This window comes from Neobacillus drentensis, assembly GCF_036962765.1.
Classification (GTDB): domain Bacteria; phylum Bacillota; class Bacilli; order Bacillales; family Cytobacillaceae; genus Neobacillus; species Neobacillus drentensis_C.
In genome coordinates, this window is record NZ_JBALOS010000130.1 from 11,270 (window position 1) to 33,879 (window position 22,610).

Here is a 22,610-nt window from a genome sequence, read left to right on the forward strand (position 1 = left end):
AGTCTTCGCGCCTTCCGCTACAATCAACAGGGTGCCAAAATCAACAAAAAGCTTTAACATACCCTTATTTTCAAAGTGTTGATAAGATACTATTGGCAACGGTTTGCCAAATCGATGGATCTGATTGATAGGTTGCTCGAAGATTCTTAAACATTTCAGTCTGTTTCGCTTGGAATTCAGGAGCATCTTTATCTGGCAAGGCAGCGCGCTTTTCCATCACAAAATCCTGCAACTCTGGTGCCCTTGGCCCCCAGACATCGACTTCATTTCCATCTTCATTGATAAATATAAAAATCGGAATCGCTCTCGACGTGCCATTGGTTAAATATTGATCCATTAACTCCAAATTAGAGTCGCGGAGCACAAAACGGACTTCCATTCCTGCCGCTTCAGCTATTTTAAGTAAAATGGGGTTATTCAGCATCGCATCACCGCACCAATCTTCGGATAAGACAATCGCACGTAATTTTTGCGGCCTTAATGCCTCTAGCTTATTCTTATCTTCCTCCGTTAAGGTAAAGCGCTCAAAGATTGTCAGCATTTCCTCTTTATTGGTGGTCATAGCATTTATGTACCCATCCACAGTCAATCCTTTTTGAAACCATTGATTTAAATCCATCCTAAATACACCCCTTCCATTTTCTCCTATCTTAGACGTTTTAAGAACCCGATACAATTGAACTGCTTAGTGAGATGCACCAAAGTTATTCTACAAGCATTTTTTCCTATTTCAAAAAAGTATATTTATCCACTAGAAATACAGTATTAAAGTTGATAGAATATTTTTTATATAGAAAATATTATTGAAAATATTTTCTATGATAAGAAAATCAGGGAGGAAACCTATGTCTAATGAATCACTTCAATTACTTTCAATCGGAATCTATATTGCCGCTATGCTCTTTATCGGTTGGTATTCCTATCGAAAGACTAGCAATCTTACAGATTACATGCTTGGGGGAAGGTCTTTAGGACCAGCAGTAACCGCCTTAAGTGCAGGGGCAGCGGATATGAGCGGCTGGCTTTTAATGGGATTGCCAGGCGGAATTTATGTTACCGGTTTGGCAGATGCTTGGATCGCCATCGGATTAACGATTGGTGCCTACCTTAACTGGTTATTGGTGGCACCTCGCTTGCGTTCTTACACTCAAGTGGCCAATGATTCAATCACGATTCCTAGCTATCTTGAGAATCGTTTTAAAGACAACACAAAACTACTCCGTATTGTTTCAGGTATTGTTATTCTTATTTTCTTTACTTTCTATGTTTCTTCAGGGATGGTTTCTGGGGCAGTCTTTTTTGAAAGTTCATTTGGCACTAGTTATCATACCGGACTTCTTATTGTTGGCGGAGTTACAGTTGCCTACACCTTATTTGGTGGATTCTTGGCGGTAAGCTATACAGACTTTATTCAAGGCTTAATGATGTTGATTGCCCTTGCTCTTGTTCCAGCAATTGGCATCTTCCACACAGGAGGTCCTGCTGAAACAATCGAAACGATTCGGGCGATTGACCCCACAAAACTTGATTTATTAAAAGGAACAACCTTTTTAGGCATTATTTCAGCAATGGCCTGGGGCCTAGGCTATTTTGGACAGCCGCATATCATTGTCCGCTTTATGGCAATTAAGACGATTAAAGAAACGAAAAGTGCCCGTCGTATTGGTATGGGCTGGATGATTATCTCGCTTCTTGGAACAATCGCTACCGGTTTTATTGGTATTGCCTTTTTCCATAATAATCCTGATCATGTCTTAAAGAACCCGGAAGCGGTATTTATTGAATTAAGTCAGATTTTATTCCACCCACTATTCGCTGGGTTTGCGTTGGCGGCCATTCTTGCAGCGATTATGAGTACGATTTCTTCTCAATTAATCGTAACATCCAGTGCGCTTGTTGAAGATTTATACAAAATGGTGATGAACAAAAATGCTAAGGATAAGCAGCTTGTCTTCTTAGGAAGAATGGCGGTACTACTCGTTTCTGTAATTGCCGCAGCTCTTGCCTTTAAGCAAAATAGCACTATTTTAGACCTTGTCGCTTATGCATGGGCAGGCTTCGGCGCTTCTTTCGGCCCCGTGATCCTACTAAGTTTATTCTGGAAAAAGATTACGAATTGGGGCGCCCTCTTCGGGATGATCGTTGGGGCTGTTACCGTTATCGTTTGGAAAAATGTTGGGCTTGGTGACACACTTTATGAAATTGTTCCTGGCTTTGTTTTCAACCTGATTGTAGCAGTGGTTATTAGCTTGATAACTTATAAAAAGAATGATGAGATTGAAAAGGAATTTACTGAAAGTGTTCGTTTATTAAAAAACGAATAATAGGATTGACGCTCGGATTCAATTGAATCCGAGCGTTTTATTATTTTAAAGCCTCAACCATCGTCGATAGTTTGATGACGGTTTTCCAGTTCCGTACTGTCGCTGGAACAGCTAGTTTGGGCAGCTGGGCAGCTAGTTTGGAATCAAGGATACTTTGCCGCAGGAAAAGATAAACTTCTTTTCCCTTAATAAAGCATTCATCTGGTTCGCTATGGAAGTTACGTAAATAATCTATTTTCTCTTGGGAGGGTTCATCAGCCAAAAACGCTAATTGGATACTCTCTCCTTCCTTCAGCGAATCCATTGAGTAAGGGCCATCACGGATAATCTGCTCGTATTCCTCAGCTGTTCTTAACATTACTGGAACCGGAAAACCAAAAGTCTTGCTTATTTCATCCTCTAATCGTTGGCTAAGTTGGGGGGCATCATCTTTTGTTTCAAACAAAACATTGCCACTTTGAATGTATGTTTTCACTTTTTCTAAACCCATTGATTCTAGTAGATTTTTTAAATCTGCCATTTTGATCCGGTTATTCTTGCCAACGTTGATTCCTCGTAACAGTGCAATATAAATGGTCATTTATAAACCTCGCTTTTTTTGATAAACGCCTTACTAAAATTTTACCATTTATTAGTTGATTAAACTATGAAAATCCACTATCCACAAGTTTGGGAGGATATTACGAATTGTTCGGAGAAAATTAGATAGATAATAATTTTTTGGAGGGATTTAATTATGGTACCACAAAGAGTTAGCTTGCTTACGATCGGTGCATACGATCTACCGGTTCTTAGGAAATTTTATCAAACATTGGGTTGGGAGGAGACTGAAATAAGCACGGATCAATACGCTGTCTTTAAAACGGCGGGTGTCCTGCTATCGTTATACCCGATTGCCGAGTTAGCAAATGATGCTGGTATTGAATTTAGACATTCTCCTGAGAGCTTTCATGGAGTAACCTTTTCCATTAACGTAGTTCAACAAGAGCAAGTTGATACAACAATAGAAATCATTCGTAGCGCAGGGGCAAAGGTACTGCGAGAGCCAAGTGATGCCTTTTGGGGCGGACGCATAGCCTATTTTGCCGACCCCGAAAACAATTTATGGGAAGTTGCATGGAATCCTTCCTCAATCTTTGATGAGCGCGGAGCGATGATAGCTTTTTAAATACACTTAAGACGGTATCTAAAATCGTTTAGATACCTTTTTTATAGATAAGGCTAGATTTTATCAGCGTATTGAATAATTCCCAATTCATGCAGCATCCTTATTACATGCCTCGACTATTTCTCCCCAAATATCTAACTAATCAAACGTTTGATTAATACTGGTTTCAGCCCTTTTAAATAAAAGGTTTTACTCTGTAATCAGATAAAAAGTTTGTCGGTAATTGGAGCTACTAAGCCTCCTAGGTACCTTTTTTCCATTAATTTTTACATCCTTCGACCAGCTGCAAACTAATTAAACGTTTAATTAAAAACGCAGAATACCCTTCTATAGCAAGCTTTCACTACAAAATACCGTGAAAAGATTGTTGAAACAACTCATCTCAAAGAAACTAACCAAACGTTTGATTAGTTTGCCACGAGGCCATACACAGAAAGGGATCCAGCTTATTATGGAAGAAATTTTTGTCGACCCCGACGATAATTTTTCTCTAAAAAACTAAAAAACAAGTCGATATTAGGCACTTCTTGGTGAAAGTCTCAGGCTTCGACACGTTTCCTGATAATTGGTTACTAACCAAACGTTTGATTAGAAACAGGATAAACCCTTTTCACCAAAGGATTTTTTCCCGGGAAATGTAGAAAAGATTGTCGAAATTCGCAAACAAAAAAGCTGGCAGAATCGATTCTGCCAGCTTCAGTCTTAACGCTTTTGTAGTTCTTGCTGCAATAACTTATTAACCAATTGTGGATTGGCTTGACCCTTCGTCGCCTTCATTAATTGCCCTACTAAGAAGCCAACTGCTTTATTTTTTCCATTCTTAAAGTCTTCAACTGATTGTGGATTCGCATCCAAAACCTCTGAAATAATTTTAAGAAGTGTTCCCTCATCGGAAATCTGGACTAGCCCTTTGTCCTTCACAATTTGCTCGGCATCGCCGCCGTTTTCGATTAACTCTTTAAAAACGGTTTTAGCAATTTTCGAAGAAATCGTTCCGTTTTCGATCAACTTAATCATGCTTGCTAGACCTTCTGGGGTTAAGGCAACTTGATGAAGTTCCTTTTGCTCAGCATTTAAGTAGGCGGAAACATCCCCCATGATCCAGTTCGAAGCAAGTTTTGCGTCCGCACCGCCATTAACTGTCGCTTCAAAGAAATCAGCCATTTCTTTCGTAACGGTTAGCACCTTTGCATCGTAAACAGGTAGTCCCAGCTCTTCAATATAACGCTTTTGACGTTGATCAGGCAGTTCAGGAATTTCAGCACGAATACGTGCTTTCCAGTCCTCATCAATGTACAAATCCATTAAATCCGGCTCAGGGAAGTAGCGATAATCATCCGAACCTTCTTTGACCCTCATCAACAGCGTTGCACCAGTGGCTTCATCAAAGCGGCGTGTTTCCTGATCAATGGTTCCACCAGCTGTTACGACTTCACGTTGACGCTTCTCTTCGAATTCAAGTCCTTTACGGACAAAATTGAATGAGTTGAGGTTTTTCAATTCCGTCTTCGTTCCGAATTCCTTTTGTCCAACAGGACGGATCGAAATATTTGCATCACAACGGAGTGAGCCCTCTTCCATTTTACAATCCGACACGCCCGTGTATTGGATAATCGATTTTAATTTTTCAAGATACGCATACGCCTCATCAGGTGTGCGAATATCTGGTTCTGAAACAATCTCAACAAGCGGCGTACCCTGACGGTTGTAATCACATAATGAGTACCCTTTGCCATGGTTCAGCTTACCGGCATCTTCTTCCAAATGGATGCGCGTAATCCCAATGCGCTTCGTATAGCCATTTACCTCAATATCAATCCAGCCATGTTCCCCGATTGGCTTATCAAATTGAGAAATCTGATAGGCTTTGGGATTGTCCGGATAAAAGTAGTTCTTCCGGTCAAACTTGGTATGAGTAGCAACCTCACAATTAATCGCCATCGCAGCCTTAATCCCGAATTCGACCGCCTTTTTATTAAGGACAGGTAATACTCCAGGATAGCCTAGGTCAATGACACTTGTATTCGTATTCGGCTCAGCACCAAAATGATTAGGGCTCGCCGAGAAGATTTTTGAATCTGTTTTTAACTCTACATGGACCTCAAGTCCGATCACTGTTTCAAATTCCATTGTCTTCACCCCCTATAATCCAGGTTTTTGTTTATGATAGTCAGTTGCCTGTTCAAATGAATGTGCTACACGATAGATAGTAGATTCATCAAAATACTTGCCGATGATTTGTAAGCCTAATGGCAGTCCGCCTTCAAAGCCGCACGGAACGGAAATTCCCGGTAAACCAGCAAGATTAAGCGGAATGGTTAAAATATCATTAGCATACATCGTTAATGGATCCTCAATATTTTCACCAATTTTAAAAGCTGGTGTTGGAGTTGTTGGTCCGACAATCACATCATAGTTCGCAAAGATCTTTTCAAAGTCTTGCTTGATTAAGGTACGAACCTGCTGTGCTTTTTTGTAATAGGCATCATAATAACCTGAACTTAATGCAAACGTACCAAGCATAATGCGGCGCTTTACTTCATCACCGAAGCCTTCTGCGCGCGTTTTTTTATATAAATCGATTAACGATTCAGGATCCTTAGTCCGGTAACCATAACGGACTCCGTCAAAACGGGCAAGGTTGGCTGATGCCTCTGAGGAAGACAGCAAATAGTACGCGGCAAGCGCATACTTCGAGTGCGGTAAAGACACCTCTTCCCATACGGCACCAAGACCCTCAAGTACCTTTAAGGCATTTAATACAGACTGTCTTACAGGTTCGCTGACACCTTCACCAAGATATTCTTTTGGTACAGCGATTTTGAGGCCCTTCACATCACCTGTTAAGGCACTTGCAAAGTTTGGTACATCTACATTGGCTGAGGTTGAATCCATTGGATCAAGGCCGGATATTGCTTGGAGCAGATAGGCATTGTCCTCAACTGTTCTCGTAATTGGCCCAATTTGATCAAGTGATGAAGCAAAAGCGACGAGACCAAAGCGGGAAACACGGCCATAGGTTGGCTTCATTCCAACTACTCCACAAAAAGAGGCCGGCTGACGGATCGAACCGCCTGTATCAGAACCAAGAGAAAATAGGACTTCTCCTGCTGCTACAGATGCTGCTGAACCGCCTGAAGATCCACCTGGAACCCTCTCAAGATTCCATGGATTGCGTGTTGTTTGGAAGTGGGAATTTTCATTCGAAGACCCCATTGCAAACTCATCCATATTTAACTTCCCAATCGTTACCGTTTCTTCCTGCTGCAGTTTCTGAACAACAGTGGCATCATAAATGGGATCGAAGTTTTTAAGGATTTTACTCCCACAGGTTGTCCGAAGTCCTTTTGTCACTAAGTTATCTTTTAAGCCAATCGGCATCCCAAATAGCAAACCTTTTGCCGCATCTGTCTGGATCTTGTCATCTAATGCTTTCGCAGATTGGCGGGCGCGTTCTTCATCTAATGTTAAAAAAGCCTGGACTTTGTCCTCGACTTGTCCAATTCTCTTATAGGATTCATCCACAAGATCGGATACCTTTACTTCCTTTTTCGTAAAAAGCTCATGTAAGTCTGAAACTTTATAATCAAATAAACTCACCCTTTTCAATCCTCCTTCCCCATAATCGATGGTACTTTAATCTGTCCATCCTGATGTTCAGGGGCATTTTTAAGTACCTCTTCACGCGATAATCCAGGTTTGGATCTATCTTCACGTAAGACATTTTTCATATCTAACACATGGTATGTAGGCTCCACATTTTCCGTATCCAATTCATTTAACTGCTCAGCAAAGGTAATAATTGCATCCAGCTGCTTGGTAAACTTTTCTGTTTCTTCCTCGGTAATGGCCAATCGTGCCAGATTGGCCACATGCTTAACCTCTTCATTTGAAATTCGTGACATATTATAACCCCCAATCCCATTTGTCTTGTCATATCAATAATTAAGATGATACCAAACTTTTTTGCTTTACCGCAATGATTCATCATCAGTATTGGCAAGCAAATCGATTTTTGTTCACACTTTTTAAAAATTTCATTCTATTTTTCTCTTAATAATGTAACTATTTTTCTACTTAGCTTGTCACAGACATTCTTGGCAACTTCCCTTATAATGGTCATGGATGGGAGGATTTCAGAATGAAAAAACGTCGACGGAAGAAATTTAAAACCTTTTTCGTATTGTTCATCCTTTTTTGCGCCTTAGCCATGTTCCAAAATTATTTTCAACAACAAGATTCCCCTCTTCTTGTAAAAAATGATCCATTTGCTGATGTAAAAAAATATCATCCCTTAATATATGATGAGTTAGCAAAATATCATCTCGAAAGCCAGACAACAGTAGTAATCGCCTTAATGCAGCAGGAAAGCCGCGGCAAGGGCGGGGATCCGATGCAGGCTTCGGAATCAGCTGGCTTGGCTAGGAATACCATAACAGATCCGAAAAAAAGCATCCAGGTTGGGGTTAAACATTTCCAGCGTGTACTCACTTATGGGAATAAGAAAAAGGTAGATTTCCAGACCATTATCCAGTCTTACAACATGGGCATTGGCTACATTGACTATGTTGCAAAACACGGAGGTAAGCATAGTGAGGAGCTCGCAAAGCAATTTTCTCTCCAGCAGGTAAAAGAAAAGCCGGCCATTTATACCTGCGGCGGCAATAAACAAAATTTCCGCTATCCTTACTGCTATGGTGATTTTACTTATAGCACAAAGGTAACGAAAAATATAGAATTGTTAGCAGACAGCGTCCCGGTAACCGGCGGCAAAAAAACCACTAGTGAATCGTTTTGATTCATGTGTGGTTTTTTTATTTACTGTAGTGAACATTTCTTTTTACATGCTTCTTTTTTAAATGGGTGAATAGAATAATCAGTTTAATAGGCAGGTAACCAAGTATTCCACCAGCCGTATTTAAAATCAAATCGTCCACATCAAAGCTGCCGAATTCAAATATCAATTGCAGCAGTTCAAACGTCAAGCTTAAGCAAAAGGTGGCTAGGGTGACGGCACTAAGTTTTTGAAACTTCTTCGCCAGCAATGGTAAGATGAATCCGAATGGCATAAAACCGATAATATTCCCTGCTAAGTTCTCAATCCGAATACTTAAGTTGATATCTGCTAAGAACAGATAAAAATTAATCGTTTTAAATGGGACAAAATTATTTGACCGCCAGTGGTATTCATCATATGTAAAGTTAAAATGATTGATAATCTCAGATAACGGGATGTATTTAAACAAAATGAATTTTGAAAGAATCGCTAAATATAAACAAAGAATTAGGAATAGGGTCATTTTAAAAATAATTTTCATTCATCACTGCTCCATTTTTTACATATCAGAATAACCATACCATATTTTCAAAAAGTCGTGGGCGCAAAACTGGAATTGGAGGAATTTAGAATGTCTGAACATGTTTTTCACTTAAAGGCAAACTGGCCGGGATTACGGAATGATGTCGGTGAAATTAAGGCAGGGAATTTAATAACGAAGATTTCTATCCCGCCAGAAATGGATGGACCGGGTGTCGGCACCAATCCAGATGAAATGCTGCTAGGGGCTGCCGCGACCTGCTATATTATCACCCTTGCTGCGATGATGGAACGAACCGGGTTGGTGAAGGAAAGCTTAACGATGGAGTCTGAAGGCATTGTCGATGTAACCAATGGGGTTTTTACCTATAAAAAGATTATTCATCGTCCAAAGCTTGTCCTGAAACCAGGTGCTTCGAAAAAAGATGTTGATATGGCGGTTAGACTCACCAAAAAAGCAGAGACATCCTGCATGATCAGTCGCGCGATTCAGGGAAATGTTGAGTTGGAACTGCAGGCTACAGTGGAAGTAGCGGCAGGCTGAGGGTTAGAGCGTCATGAGGACAGTTAGCGCCCGGGATGGACGACTTTTGTCCTCATGAACAACTCATGAGGACAGTTGGTGTTCTGGATCGATGACTTTTGTCCTCATGAGCACCTCATAAGGGCAGTTGGTGTTCTGGATCGACAACTTTTATCCTCATGAACACCAGCTCGATCCTCTTATGCTTTATCGTTTAAAGATTTTTGAAAAGAACCCCTTGCTCTTTTTGTCTTCCTGCTGGATTGGTTTTGATACTTTGTTGGTAATATAAATATCTTCCTTATCAATGGCGTGATCCATGGCTAATACTAAGCCGATTTCCGAGTCATGCTCTTTATTGGTCACAAGGGTATGTTCAATTTTATATTTCGTGGCCAGTTTTACATATTTCGATAGGTTACCATAATCCATATTTCCATTTAAAAAAAGATGTGACTGCGGCTTTTCTTTCATATGCTGCTCCACTTGGGGATACACGTTCGCTTCTGCCACTTGGCTTTTCATTAGAGCCACGACAATCCGCTCTCTAATCGTTCCTAAGAATTTCCGACGCTCATCGGGCTTTGTCTCTAATGGTCCATAGATTCCTTGCTGTAAGACCTCGTCAACGGTTGTCTTTTTCAAACAAATCAACTCCATTTAAAGGCTATTATTATCTATGATGATACCCTAAAAAACGTTCCACACCAAAAAGAGAGTTTATTTGATGAGGGAAAATAGCCATTTCGAGAGTAAATTGTAGTTATCCGATAGTAAGTTACCCTTATCCGAGAGTAATCGGCAACTATCCGAGAGTAATCACACCCTATCCGCCAGTAACCCACTAAACCCCATAAAAAAATCCCTCTCTCCAACTGGAGAGAGGGACCCGAGTCTTAGTTTTTCCCAGTAAACTGTTCGGCCTCAGTTGAACCTTTTAATGCAGTTGTTGATGAGGTTCCGCCTGTAATAACCATGGAGACTTGGTCAAAGTAACCTGTACCTACTTCACGTTGGTGGCGTGTGGCTGTGTAGCCGTATTTTTCGCTGTCGAATTCGGCTTGCTGCAATTCGGAATATGCTGCCATGCCGCGCTCTTTATAGCCGCGAGCCAGCTCGAACATGCCATAGTTTAGGGCGTGGAAGCCAGCAAGGGTAACGAATTGGAATTTGTAGCCCATTTTGCCAAGCTCGACTTGGAATTTTGCAATCGTTTCTTGATCGAGTTTCTTTTTCCAGTTGAAAGATGGTGAGCAGTTGTATGCGAGCAACTTGCCTGGGAACTGCTCATGGAGAGCTTCAGCAAACTGTCTTGCTTCCTCAAGGTTCGGCTCAGAAGTTTCACACCAAACAAGATCGGCATATGGTGCATAAGCAAGACCACGAGCGATCGCTTGGTCAATCCCCGCCTTCACTCGGAAGAATCCTTCTCCTGTGCGTTCTCCGGTAATAAACGGGGCATCATTCATATCAATATCACTCGTAATTAAATCGGCTGCATTAGCGTCAGTCCTTGCTACAAGTACTGTAGGAACCCCCATAACGTCCGCAGCTAGACGAGCAGCAATCAGGTTACGAACCGCAGTTTGTGTTGGCAGCAAAACCTTCCCGCCTAAGTGACCACATTTTTTCTCTGAAGAAAGTTGGTCTTCAAAGTGGACACCTGATGCACCGGCTTCAATCATGCCTTTCATTAATTCGAAACAGTTTAATTGACCGCCAAAGCCAGCTTCAGCATCCGCCACAATTGGAGCGAACCAATCGATTGAGTTATCACCTTCGGAATGGTGGATTTGGTCTGCACGCTGTAAGGCTTGGTTAATCTTTTTCACCACATTGGGTACACTGTTTGCTGGGTATAAGCTTTGGTCAGGGTACATGTGTCCTGATAGGTTCGCATCAGCCGCAACTTGCCAGCCGCTTAAGTAGATTGCTTTCAGACCTGCTTTTACTTGCTGGACTGCTTGATTCCCTGTTAAGGCACCTAAGGCGTTGACATAGTCTTCCTCATTCAATAGTTTCCAAAGTTTTTCAGATCCTTTTCGTGCCAGCGTATGCTCAATATCAATCGATCCACGCAGTTTAATAACATCCTCAGCACTATATGGTCTTGTAATCCCTTTCCAACGGCTATCCATTTCCCAGCTTTCTTGTAATTGCGCTACTCTTGAATCTGTCATTTTCTATTCCTCCTATTAATCTATTAAGTATTTTTTTAAAATAGGCTATGTTTAACTTGCCGTTAATTTCCACTCCAGGAGAATGCGGTTCTCGGGCGGTCCAATGAGCCTCCCGCAGGAGTCTTCGCACCTTCCGTTCCAGTCAACAGGGGGCCAAAATCAACAATAAGCTTTAACATAGCCTACAAATAAACTAGATAAGCTCATACCCTGGCAGGGTTAAAAATTCAGCAAACTCGTCATTTACGATCAGCCGATCAAACAGTTCTACTGCTTCATTAAAACGGCCGTTTTCATATGCTTGCGCACCCATTTCCTGTTTGATTTTTTCTAATTCCTCTACCTTATATTGCTCATACATTTCCACTGTGACTTTTCTTCCGTCATTTAGAATACCTTTTGGATGGCGAATCCACTGCCACAGCTGGGCACGTGAAATTTCAGCAGTTGCGGCATCCTCCATCAAGTTGTGAATCGGCGCAGCGCCATTGCCTCTTAACCACGAAGCCACGTATTGAATCCCGACATTTATGTTCAAACGAACGCCTTCTTCTGTAATGATGCCACCTGGTGACTCGAGCAAATCTTGAGCAGTCACCGTGATTTTCTGTTGTTTGCTGGTGTGGATTTGGTTGGCAACCGGCATTTCGCGGTTGAAAACCTCTAAGGCAACCGGGACGAGACCTGGGTGTGCCACCCATGTTCCATCATGACCGTCACGGGCTTCGCGCTCTTTATCAGCTCGAACCTTAGCAAAGGCCTCCTCATTTGCAGCCGGGTTATTGCGAATCGGAATTTGTGCAGCCATTCCGCCGATCGCCGGTGCCTTGCGGCGGTGACAGGTTTGAATCGTTAGTAACGAATACGAACGCATAAACGGAACCGTCATCGTGACTTGTGAGCGGTCGGGTAAAATGACATCCTTGTGATGACGCAGCTTTTTCAAGTAACTGAAGATATAATCCCATCTGCCACAATTCAATCCTGCAGAGTGGTCTCTTAGCTCAAATAAAATCTCATTCATTTCAAAAGCGCCCATGATGGTTTCTAATAAGACTGTTGCTTTAATGGTTCCATTCGGAATCCTGAGATACTCTTGCGCAAATACAAATACATCATTCCAAAGCCGTGCCTCCAGGTGACTTTCCAGCTTCGGCAGGTAAAAATAAGGACCTGTTCCCTTCGCAAGTAGTTGGTTTACATTATGGAAAAAATACATTCCAAAATCGAAGAAACTTCCTGAAATAGGCTTGCCATCTAGCAAAATATGTTTTTCATCTAAATGAAGGCCGCGTGGTCGCACAAACAGGACAGCCGTCTCTTCGTTTAGTACATATTTTTTTCCATTGGCATTTTCAAAAGATATCGTCCGATTTACTGCATCTCTTAAGTTGATTTGTCCCTCTACGATGTTTTCCCATGTCGGTGAAGTGGCATCTTCGCAATCGGCCATAAACACCTTTGCACCCGAGTTCAAAGCGTTAATCACCATTTTCCGATCGGTCGGACCGGTAATTTCGACCCGGCGATCCTGCAGGTCATCTGGGAGCGGAGCAATCGTCCAGTCCCCATTCCGAACATGCTTCGTCTCCGGGAGGAAATCTGGCAATGTACCACTATTCATTTCCGCTTGGCGTTTTTCCCTGTACTGTAACAGTTCCACTCTTCTCCCGCCAAACATTCGCTCCAGCTTTTCAATAAAATTTAATGCCTCTGGTGTTAAAATCTCTTCGTATTGGGCTTTCACGGCCCCGACCACTTTAATACCAGTTGTTTGAGTCGACATGAACTACATCACCTCTTTGTTATAATACAGAAACTATCCATGTTTTGTATTATATAACACGAATTTTAAAAATGGAACTACTTTTCTGAAAATTTTATAAAATTAGGTAAAAAAACTCTCTGTCCTTTTTCTTAGAAGGATAAATGACCAAAAAAAAAAGAATGCCCACTGACATCCTTTTGGTTCTATTCTCGCGTTTCTTGACGAAGCGATTCATATAATTGCATAAAATCCTCTTCCCGTTGGTCACTAGTCAAAAACTCCGTGCTCACGATAGACTTTAATAGTTTTCTCTTTAGCGATGTATTTGCTACTTCCTTCAGAATCCATTTTCGTTTCGTAGAAAGAAAGTTAAGATAGGCCTCATAGGAATCAACGAACTGCTGCTCGAGCTGCTCGCGGATTTGTCTGGCCAGAGTTGGACTGGCCCCTCCTGTTGAAATAGCAATACTCAAATGTCCGCGTTGAACGTGGGCAGGAACATGGAAAGTGGAGCCATCTGGATCATCGGCAATCGTTACAAGTTGGTGAGCTTTAACGGAATTCCGAATCGACTGATTGATCTCACGATTATTGGTGGCTGCAAAAATTAGGAATGCATCCGCAATGTCACTGTCTGTTAAAGACTTTTGTTTCCACGTGATTCTTCCGTCCCGACTAAGCCTTTGAATTTCTTCAGTTGCCTCCGGACTGACGACGACGATTTCTGCACCGGTATCAAGCAAGCCTGTCACTTTCCGCTCGGCTACGTTCCCGCCTCCTATAACAACGACTCTTTTCCCTTCTAACCTTAGCATAACTGGATAGCCTGCATTCATTCTTTACACTTCCTCAATGGGCAGGGCTGCTAAATAATCCACCAAAGCTTCCTTGGTTGGATGTGCAGGCTGGCCATGTGAAGGAATGCCTGCACTTTCAACAGCCGCCTCCGTTTGTTTGCCCATGCTGATCACTTGCATTCCTTTCAACAGATCAGTGGTATCCAAATCACAGTCATTTAACGCATTTACAAACAATTCAACCGAAGCACTGCTTGGAAATACCATCGTGTTTAGGTTAGCTTCATCCAACATTCTTTTAAAAAGAGGCAGGAACTGCTGATCCAGTTCTTTCTTGCTGGTCACCATGATGTCCGCTGAATCATATTCTCTTTTCAATAGGCAATCGTCTCCGACAATGAGCAAAACCTCGGACACTTGCATCCCATCCGCATGGTCAGCCAAAAATCCACGCTTCCTAAGCGCCTTTATCGATTTAATGGAAGCACCATAAAAGGCAGCACGAATGGTTCGAATATCGATGCCATGCTCCATTATCGCCGTAAAAAATTCATCGACACTTTCTGGTGAGGTAAAGAGAATGTTTTCATAGGAAGCCACCTTCGTTAGATCAATCGGCAGCATGGTTTTTTTCCATTTTGGAAATTCAATCACATCTGCTCCCTGATCGATTAATGCTTTGGCTAATTCACTAGAGCCTTCACTCGTACGGGCCAGCAGAATTTGTCGTCCATATAGCGGCAATTTCTCGAACCAACTAATTTTTTCACGAAGGGAGATGACGTTACCAACTAAAATAATTGACGGGTTGCTAAACTTGGCCTCCAAGACCTTTTCTGAAATATCCGCAAGCGTCCCTTGCAAGGTTTTTTGACGGCCAAATGTACCCCATTGAATCAAAATAACTGGTGTCGACGATGGTTTACCGTAGTTGATGAGATTTTCGCAAATAAACGGTAAATTGCTGACGCCCATATAAAATGCAATCGTATCAACACCACGGGCCAATCCTTCCCAGTCTAGCACAGGTTTGCCTTCTTTCGATTTATCATGGGCGGTTACCACTGCAAATGATTCTGCATATTCACGGTGAGTAACAGGAATTCCTGCATAAAGCGGGGCTGCTATCCCCGATGTAATACCAGGAACGATTTCAAATGGAATTTGATGTTCGGCAAGGGCGGCTGCTTCTTCGCCAACTCTGCCAAAAACGCCAGGATCTCCGCCTTTTAAGCGGACAACCCGCTTTCCTTCAAGCGCCTTCTCCACCAAAAGTTCATTGATATTCCCTTGGCGTATAATGTGGCGATTAGGTAATTTACCGCAATAGATCAACTCACAATCGGCCGGAGCAAACTCCAATAATTTGGGATTGGCAAGCCGATCATATAAAATGACTTCGGCTTGCTTAATGGCCTCCATGCCTTTGATGGTGATTAATCGTATGTCCCCGGGCCCTGCTCCCACTAAAAATACTTTTCCTGTCTTCATCCTGCAGCAATCCTTCCCATTTCCTACTTATCTGATAATAAACACGGTATCATCCACTAATTCTACCTTAAATGTCCGCACTTGACCTTCATCCGGTGCCTGTACTTTACCATCTTTTAATGATATTTTCCAATCATAAACAGGGCAATATACATATTCGCCACTTACAAGCCCTTCTGAAAGAACCCCGCCTTTTGGATGCGGACTACGATCTTCAATCGCGTAAACCTCTCCGTTTGTTAATTTAAATAACGCAATATCCGTGGCATCGATTTTAAGCGAATAGCCAGACCTAACTTTTATTTTGGAATAGTTTGCAACTGGAACCCGTGTTATAGTTTGAAGCATATTGAATCACTCCCCAACCTTGATGGTGTGTTTTGTATAATATTTATCTTGAATTTCATCACTTTGAATCGCTTCATTCCAAGGCTCGATATACTTTTTCAATGTTTTATCCATGCGTTCGTTCAAGGCTTTCCTTGTTTCCTCGTTTGCAAGAACTTCTCTCACATGGTCCAGGCCTACACGTTCTACCCATTTAGAAGTACGCTCCAAATAATGAGCTGTTTCACGGTAGTATTGCAGGTAGGCACCTGTCATTTCCATCACTTCGTCCTGTGTTTTCACAGTACATAAAAGGTCTCCGGCGCGGAGGTCGACCCCGCCATTACCAGCCACATAAATCTCCCAACCGCCATCAATGCCGACAAAGCCAATGTCTTTGATGCCTGCTTCAGAGCAGTTTCGCGGGCAGGCAGACACACCCATTTTTACTTTATGCGGTGTATCGAGGCGTTCAAATTTCTTTTCTAGCTCTATTCCGAGTGCCATAGAATCTTGTGTACCATAGCGGCAGAATTGTGCGCCGACGCAAGTTTTCACCGTACGAAGTGTTTTTCCATATGCATAACCAGATGGCATATCTAGCTCTTCCCACATAGCTGGCAGGTCTTCTTTTTTCACCCCGAACAAGCCAATTCGCTGACCGCCTGTTAATTTCACAAGAGGAACCTCATACTTTTCGGCAACCTCGGCTATTCTTTTCAAATCGGCGGCAGTTGTTACCCCACCGTACATTCTTGGGACAACTGAGTAAGTTCCATCTTTTTGAATATTTGCATGCATTTTTTCATTTACGAGACGAGAGTCACGGTCATCTTTGTATTCATCCATGTGAATCATACCTAGGTAGTAGTTGATGGCCGGACGGCATTTGGTACAGCCTTCCTCATTGTTCCACTCAAGTACATTCATGACTTCTTTCACACTTGTTAAGCCTTTTTCTTTAATTTCGGCCACTACTTCATCACGGCTTAGGGTTGTGCACCCACAAAGGCTAGTTTTTTGTGCTGCTGCTTCATCAAATTGGTCCCCAAGTGTGTGAGCGAGAATATTGCTTACCACCGGTTTACAACGTCCGCAGGAACGGCCGGCGTTCGTACAATGGCTCACTTGATCTAATGTTGTTAACCCTTGTGCTTTAATGGCTTCAACAATGGCACCTTTTGTAACCCCATTACAGCCGCACACTAATTCATCATTCGGCATCGAAGCGACATCGTCATTTCCCCCTTCTGCACTGCATTCAGATTGCAGGACTGAAATACTGGTCATTCCACTGATATCTTCTTTTTTCGTCAGCATCCGAAATAGCTTCGTGCTATCCTTCGTATCACCATAAAGGACCACACCCACGATGATGTTATTTCTCGTTAAAATCTTTTTATAGACACCATCATACTCATTGTAGACCATGATCGATTTGGTGGAACCATCTTCAAAAATCTCCCCTGCAGAGAATAGGTCGACACCGGCCACCTTTAATTGTGTTCCAGTTACAGAGCCTTGATATGGTTCTCCTAAGTCCCCACAAATGCGGTTAGCGAGCACTTTTCCTTGTTCATATAAAGGGGCAACCAAACCATAGACAATCTCCCGGTGTTCCGCACATTCTCCAACTGCATACACATGCGGGACACTTGTTTCCATGAAGTCATTAACGACAATGCCGCGATTCACATAGATACCGCTGTTTTTAGCCACTTCTATATTCGACTTAATCCCAATCGCCATAACAACCAAGTCAGCATCCACTTGTGAGCCATCTTTAAAGCGGAGACCCGTCACACGTTCTTCGCCAAGAATTTCAACCGTTTCTTTTTCCATTAAGAAGTTCATACCTTGTGCTTCTAGTTCCGCTTTTAGTAAAGAGGAAGCAACCGAATCGAGCTGGCGCTCCATTAGATGCGGCATAAGATGGACGACATCGACTGTCATCCCTAAGTTCAACAGGCCTCTTGCAGCTTCCAGTCCGAGGAGCCCGCCGCCGATGACAACAGCCTTTTTATAGTGTTCTGCTGATTTGATCATCATTTCACAATCATGGATGTCTCGAAACCCTGTCACACCTTTTTTATCTGCCCCGGGGATCGGAAGAATGAAAGATTTCGAACCAGTAGCGATAATCAAATCATCGTATTTGACTTCCCTGCCAAGATCACTAACAACACGTTTGTTCTCCACATCAATCTTAACGACTGCTTCACCCATAAATAATTGAATATTGTTTTCTTTATACCAATCTAGGGGGTTAATGATGATATCTTCAAAGCTTGTATCCCCCTGAAGGATATTTGATAGTTTAATCCGATTGTAGTTTGGATACGGCTCTTGGCCAAAAATCGTTATCTCAAAGGGTTCAGTTGATGCTTTTAGAATTTCTTCAATCGTTCTAACGCCTGCCATCCCGTTCCCAATCATCACTAGTTTTTTCATTTTTGGATCGCTCCTTATATATTCAATCATAATTATTAAGGTTTTCTTTATAGGTAAATTGTAAATGCTAGAGTCCATAAAAATTGTGAAGTACGTCACTTTTCAACACTATATGTGAATGATTTCACATTTTTGTCATAGTATCGGTCTGAACAAAAAAATAGCATACCAATGTATGCTATTTTCGCCTAAACTACCTTTTTTTCTGTTTTTTGTAATGGAAATGGTTTAAACAATCCATTTATAACTGGAACCAGTACACCAATGACTGCAACCGGTACAAGCTCCCATAGTTCCAAAGGCGGTGTGATCAGTAAACCTGAGGTGTGAATCAGATACAAAACTAGAAAGTAAACAGCACTGCCGACAAATCCTGCAATCCGACTGTCTTTTCTAATTAATAAATAGGCCAACGGAATCAATAATAATGTTATTGGAACATAGGAAGTTGGATACCCAACCGTGGCAAAAATGGCTTTACCAACAAATCGTAACAGGATATAAAGAGACGCCGCCATCACAGGGATCGTATAATCGCGACAATAGCGAATGATTAAAATTGTGAGGAGAGAAACCATTAGGACGGAATAAATCGGATAGACCCATTCAGGAATACCTCCAAAAATCTGGGAAGCAGGATCAGAGATTAATTCCAGGATTTCCTTTGAGGCAATCGAGTTTCCGTGAATGTATTGATCATAAGAAATCGCTCCGTTCTCCTGCTGCATGTTCGGGAACATCAAGCATTCAAGGAGATACATGGCAAACCAAGTATGAAGTGACTTCCATGACGGTTGAATTTCTCTCGTATGCAAAAAGTACCCGCGCCATACTCCAAAAATCATTATACCTGTCCCGATATAATAAATAAAATGGGTGGGGCTCCAGGTGGTTAAATCAATTCCAAATGCAATATGGTACGTAAAATCTAAGGGAATTCCAATAAGGAATAAAATGTATCCGACCGTAATTATATTTCTAGAAAACCGGTCCATATATTGCGGACGCCGCCACTCTTGAAATAACAAAAAAGCCCCTAAGATAAATCCAATGGTATTGACAATATGGGGAATCGAATATTCCTCAAACAAATATTTAAAATGATAAGAAGCATCCCATGCCGACCCAATGAATTTCAACAGAAAGGCAAGTACCCACAAACGGTAATATTTCAACGATATCATCTCCCTCTTTTGCTTATCCAAGCAAATCGAAAATATCTCCAAAGATGGCGATAAGGATATAATTTATGGCTAAAGCAATCGCAAACGTAATTCCCGCAACCCGAACAGGTTTTTGTCGAAATAATTTATAGATAAATACAATACCTGCGGAGACAACAAAAATATTACAAATTAAAAATGTCCAAAGTAAACTTTCACTATGTTCCACTGTTGTGACGTGTAATAGATATAATGGAATCAATTTTACAATCCTCCACACTTTTACTTCCTAACTGCCTTTTCTTTATATTATCATTATTTTCAATATCGCGGACTTTTTTAATTACAAAAAATCCTTGCATTGGTTGAATTAGGTAATGTATTTTTAAAAAGTAGGCTGTGGCTATACTTGCATGTTGATTTCCGCTTCAATCAACATTGCTAAAATATCAACAATGACCATTAACACAGCCAAAAAGTAAGATCGTCTATGATTGGGGGATATTCCACTGAAAAAATCTATACTAGTTAGCATCCTATTTTACACGCTGCTTTTATCTGCTTGTAATCCAATTAGAGTCCCAAAGTCAAGTATGGACCATAATATGAGTGCCACTCCAACTGGTGTCATTCCTACAAAGTCTGAATGGAGGATTCAGGATCATCCGAACGCAAATGAGGAAATCTCGATTTCACTCCTCATTAAGGATAAATCTAATAAACCGATTCAATCATTCGATACGGTTCATGAGAAAAAAATGCATTTATTTATTGTAAGTAAGGATTTAGCTTATTTTTCTCACATCCATCCAAATTATAAGGGAAATGGCGAATTTAACTTTACCACGAACTTCCCCGCAGGCGGAGAATATAAGCTTATCTCTGAATTCACGCCTAAGGGTGGAGGAGACCCTAGTGTTGAAAGTCATTGGGTCCGGATTGAAGGAAAAACGGCAGCTCCAAATCCGCTCATCCCAGATCAGAAGCTTACGAAAGTAGAGGATGGAAAAAAAGTGACGCTTACTTTTGACCATATAATGGCCGGCATGACGGTTCATCTGAACTTTACAATTAGTGATGCAGCAAGCAATCAACCGATTAAAAATCTGCAGCCCTATTTAGGAGCCATGGGACACGCGGTCGCGATTAGTGGTGATGCGGAAAAGTATTTGCACATCCATCCGATGACAACTGAAGGGAGTGGTCCAAAGGTAACCTTTATGACCATTTTTCCTGAAAAAGGGCTGTACAAGGTATGGGGTCAATTTCAGCACAATGGCAAAGTATTTACCGTCCCGTTTGTGATTAACGTACCAGAATAAAAAACAAAACCCCTTCTGAAGGGGTTTTGACTTTTATAATTAATACATTTCAGAGGTTGTTTTAGCCTGCATATGAAGCAGTAAGTAGTCAGGACCGCCTGCTTTTGAGTCAGTACCGGACATATTGAAGCCGCCGAATGGCTGATAGCCAACGATAGCCCCTGTACATGAACGGTTGAAGTACAGGTTACCAACATGGAAGTCTTCACGTGCTTGTTCAAGGTGCTCACGGTTAGTCGTGATAACAGCACCAGTTAAACCATACTCAGTGTTGTTTGCAATTTCAATTGCATCGGTGAAATCCTTTGCTTTAGTAAAACCAACAACTGGACCAAAGATTTCTTCCTTCATGATGCGTGCATCTGGAGAAAGGTCCGCAATAACGGTTGGTTTGATGAAGTAACCTTTCGAATTATCTCCTTCGCCGCCAGCCATTAACTTACCTTCGCTCTTACCAATTTCAATATATTCCATGATCTTTTTGAACGCGTTATTGTCGTTAACTGGACCCATGAATATTGCTTGTTCTGTAGGATCGCCGATCGTTAGCTCATTGGTTAATTCTACAACGCGATTCAGTACTTGATCGTAAACATCTTCTACGATGACTGCGCGTGAACATGCGGAACATTTTTGACCTGAGAAGCCAAACGCACCTGCTACAATCGATTGTGCTGCAAGTTCAAGATCTGCTTCACTATCCACTACAATCGTATCTTTCCCGCCCATTTCAGCGATCAAACGCTTCATCCATACTTGTCCTGGGTTCACCTTAGAAGAACGGTCGAAAATGCGAAGTCCAACATCACGTGATCCCGTAAAGCTGATAAAGCGAGTATCTTTGTGGTCAACTAAATAGTCGCCCACTTCCGCACCGCTACCCGGTACAAAGTTTAGAACACCCTTAGGAAGACCTGCTTCTTCCATGACTTCTACAAACTTCGCAGCCACAACTGGTGTAGTGGAAGCTGGTTTTAATAGAACGGTGTTCCCAGATACAATCGCTGCAACTGTCGTACCAGCCATAATCGCTAATGGGAAGTTCCAAGGTGAAATAATAATCCCAACGCCTAGTGGAATATAATTGTAACGATTAAATTCGTTCGGACGGCTATTTACTGGCACACCATCTTTAAGGGCCAGCATTTGGCGTCCATAATATTCAAGGAAGTCAATCGCTTCTGCTGTATCTGCATCCGCTTCTTTCCATGGCTTACCTGCTTCTTTTGTTAGAAGGGCAGAAAACTCATGTTTGCGGCGGCGAATAATCGTTGCTGCTTTAAAAAGCACATCCGCGCGAACTTCTGCTTTTGTTTTTTTCCACGTTTTAAAAGCTTCAACCGCTGCTTGCATTGCTTTTTCAGCTAAATCTTGGCTTGCCTTTGACACGCGGCCAATGATTTCTTTCGTATTGGAAGGATTATAGGAAACAATTTTATCCTCAGTATTAATTCTTTCTCCATCAATAACTAGGTCGTAATCCTGACCTAAATAACCTTCGACTGTTTTTAACGCCTTTAGATAGGCCTGACGGTTTTCCTCAATCGTAAAATCTGTAAATGGTTCGTGTTTGTAAGGTTGTACCATATCTTAAACCTCCTATGTATTAAAAACGTTTTCACTCCACTGTACATTCTAACATGTTTTAATTCCGTGCCGCAATGATTTGGAGAATTGAAAAAAGACCCAGCTTTTGTCGGGTCTTTTTGATAAGCTTTGTTAAACTTACCTGTTGATTTCCGCTTCAGGCGCGTACGGTTCGCGGGCGGTCCGGGAAGC

The 22,610-nt window shown here is 41.8% G+C and carries 21 protein-coding genes; 5 read left to right on the top strand and 16 right to left on the bottom strand.

Annotated features, from left to right (window positions below):
• Positions 1–70: 70 nt before the first annotated feature.
• Positions 71–619 carry a thioredoxin family protein gene (locus V7137_RS16580; protein WP_335699107.1) on the bottom strand — a complete coding sequence of 183 codons (549 nt, stop codon included), beginning with the start codon at positions 617–619 and terminating at the stop codon, positions 71–73.
• A gap of 226 nt (positions 620–845) precedes the next feature.
• Between V7137_RS16580 and putP the strand changes: the two genes are divergently transcribed.
• A complete protein-coding gene (gene putP, locus V7137_RS16585) occupies positions 846–2,324 on the top strand; it encodes a sodium/proline symporter PutP (protein WP_335699108.1) in 1,479 nt (492 codons plus the stop codon).
• Positions 2,325–2,364: 40 nt separating this feature from the next.
• Here putP and V7137_RS16590 read toward each other — a convergent pair whose 3' ends face one another.
• Complete coding sequence (locus V7137_RS16590; protein ID WP_335699109.1) at positions 2,365–2,904, bottom strand: DUF1697 domain-containing protein; 540 nt, start codon at positions 2,902–2,904, stop codon at positions 2,365–2,367.
• Between the two features lie 156 nt (positions 2,905–3,060).
• Between V7137_RS16590 and V7137_RS16595 the strand changes: the two genes are divergently transcribed.
• Positions 3,061–3,492 (top strand): VOC family protein, encoded by a 432-nt coding sequence (locus V7137_RS16595; RefSeq protein WP_335699110.1) that lies wholly within the window; start codon positions 3,061–3,063, stop codon positions 3,490–3,492.
• 702 nt (positions 3,493–4,194) lie between these two features.
• Here the strand turns inward: V7137_RS16595 and gatB are convergent.
• From gatB to gatC, 3 genes are read right to left on the bottom strand one after another with little or no spacing between them, the layout of a single operon-like run.
• Complete coding sequence (gene gatB / locus V7137_RS16600) at positions 4,195–5,622, bottom strand: Asp-tRNA(Asn)/Glu-tRNA(Gln) amidotransferase subunit GatB (protein WP_335699111.1); 1,428 nt, start codon at positions 5,620–5,622, stop codon at positions 4,195–4,197.
• 12 nt (positions 5,623–5,634) lie between these two features.
• On the bottom strand, positions 5,635–7,092 hold the full coding sequence (gene gatA, locus V7137_RS16605) for an Asp-tRNA(Asn)/Glu-tRNA(Gln) amidotransferase subunit GatA (protein WP_335699112.1): 1,458 nt from the start codon (positions 7,090–7,092) through the stop codon (positions 5,635–5,637).
• A gap of 5 nt (positions 7,093–7,097) precedes the next feature.
• Complete coding sequence (gene gatC, locus V7137_RS16610; protein ID WP_335699113.1) at positions 7,098–7,397, bottom strand: Asp-tRNA(Asn)/Glu-tRNA(Gln) amidotransferase subunit GatC; 300 nt, start codon at positions 7,395–7,397, stop codon at positions 7,098–7,100.
• A gap of 236 nt (positions 7,398–7,633) precedes the next feature.
• Between gatC and V7137_RS16615 the strand changes: the two genes are divergently transcribed.
• A complete protein-coding gene (locus tag V7137_RS16615) occupies positions 7,634–8,290 on the top strand; it encodes a lysozyme family protein (protein ID WP_335699114.1) in 657 nt (218 codons plus the stop codon).
• Between the two features lie 16 nt (positions 8,291–8,306).
• Here V7137_RS16615 and V7137_RS16620 read toward each other — a convergent pair whose 3' ends face one another.
• Positions 8,307–8,810, bottom strand: a complete 504-nt coding sequence (locus V7137_RS16620; protein ID WP_335699115.1) for a VanZ family protein — start codon at positions 8,808–8,810, stop codon at positions 8,307–8,309.
• Between the two features lie 90 nt (positions 8,811–8,900).
• Between V7137_RS16620 and V7137_RS16625 the strand changes: the two genes are divergently transcribed.
• Complete coding sequence (locus tag V7137_RS16625) at positions 8,901–9,353, top strand: OsmC family protein (RefSeq protein WP_335699116.1); 453 nt, start codon at positions 8,901–8,903, stop codon at positions 9,351–9,353.
• 186 nt (positions 9,354–9,539) lie between these two features.
• Here V7137_RS16625 and V7137_RS16630 read toward each other — a convergent pair whose 3' ends face one another.
• From V7137_RS16630 to V7137_RS16670, 9 genes are all read right to left on the bottom strand, one after another.
• Positions 9,540–9,977 carry a YueI family protein gene (locus V7137_RS16630; RefSeq protein WP_335699117.1) on the bottom strand — a complete coding sequence of 146 codons (438 nt, stop codon included), beginning with the start codon at positions 9,975–9,977 and terminating at the stop codon, positions 9,540–9,542.
• Between the two features lie 251 nt (positions 9,978–10,228).
• A complete protein-coding gene (gene aceA, locus V7137_RS16635; protein ID WP_335699118.1) occupies positions 10,229–11,512 on the bottom strand; it encodes an isocitrate lyase in 1,284 nt (427 codons plus the stop codon).
• Between the two features lie 193 nt (positions 11,513–11,705).
• Complete coding sequence (aceB, locus tag V7137_RS16640) at positions 11,706–13,298, bottom strand: malate synthase A (RefSeq protein WP_335699119.1); 1,593 nt, start codon at positions 13,296–13,298, stop codon at positions 11,706–11,708.
• A gap of 185 nt (positions 13,299–13,483) precedes the next feature.
• Complete coding sequence (locus tag V7137_RS16645) at positions 13,484–14,116, bottom strand: NAD(P)-binding protein (protein WP_335699120.1); 633 nt, start codon at positions 14,114–14,116, stop codon at positions 13,484–13,486.
• Between the two features lie 3 nt (positions 14,117–14,119).
• Positions 14,120–15,568 (bottom strand): uroporphyrinogen-III C-methyltransferase, encoded by a 1,449-nt coding sequence (gene cobA, locus V7137_RS16650; RefSeq protein ID WP_335699121.1) that lies wholly within the window; start codon positions 15,566–15,568, stop codon positions 14,120–14,122.
• A gap of 27 nt (positions 15,569–15,595) precedes the next feature.
• Positions 15,596–15,916: a nitrite reductase small subunit NirD gene (gene nirD / locus V7137_RS16655; protein ID WP_335699122.1), complete on the bottom strand. Its 321-nt coding sequence runs from the start codon at positions 15,914–15,916 to the stop codon at positions 15,596–15,598.
• Between the two features lie 6 nt (positions 15,917–15,922).
• Complete coding sequence (nirB, locus tag V7137_RS16660) at positions 15,923–18,346, bottom strand: nitrite reductase large subunit NirB (RefSeq protein ID WP_335699123.1); 2,424 nt, start codon at positions 18,344–18,346, stop codon at positions 15,923–15,925.
• A gap of 188 nt (positions 18,347–18,534) precedes the next feature.
• Positions 18,535–19,521, bottom strand: a complete 987-nt coding sequence (locus V7137_RS16665; RefSeq protein WP_335699124.1) for a hypothetical protein — start codon at positions 19,519–19,521, stop codon at positions 18,535–18,537.
• Between the two features lie 22 nt (positions 19,522–19,543).
• Positions 19,544–19,771 (bottom strand): hypothetical protein, encoded by a 228-nt coding sequence (locus V7137_RS16670; RefSeq protein ID WP_218348056.1) that lies wholly within the window; start codon positions 19,769–19,771, stop codon positions 19,544–19,546.
• A 331-nt stretch (positions 19,772–20,102) separates the two neighbouring features.
• Here V7137_RS16670 and V7137_RS16675 point away from each other — a divergent pair, with 331 nt between their 5' ends.
• Entirely contained in the window at positions 20,103–20,831 is a 729-nt protein-coding gene (locus V7137_RS16675) for a hypothetical protein (RefSeq protein WP_335699125.1), read from the top strand.
• 39 nt (positions 20,832–20,870) lie between these two features.
• On the opposite strand, the gene pruA is transcribed toward V7137_RS16675, so the two are convergent.
• The gene (pruA, locus tag V7137_RS16680) at positions 20,871–22,418 is read right to left on the bottom strand and encodes an L-glutamate gamma-semialdehyde dehydrogenase (protein ID WP_335699126.1); all 1,548 of its coding nucleotides are present in this window, start codon (positions 22,416–22,418) and stop codon (positions 20,871–20,873) included.
• Positions 22,419–22,610 lie beyond the last annotated feature (192 nt).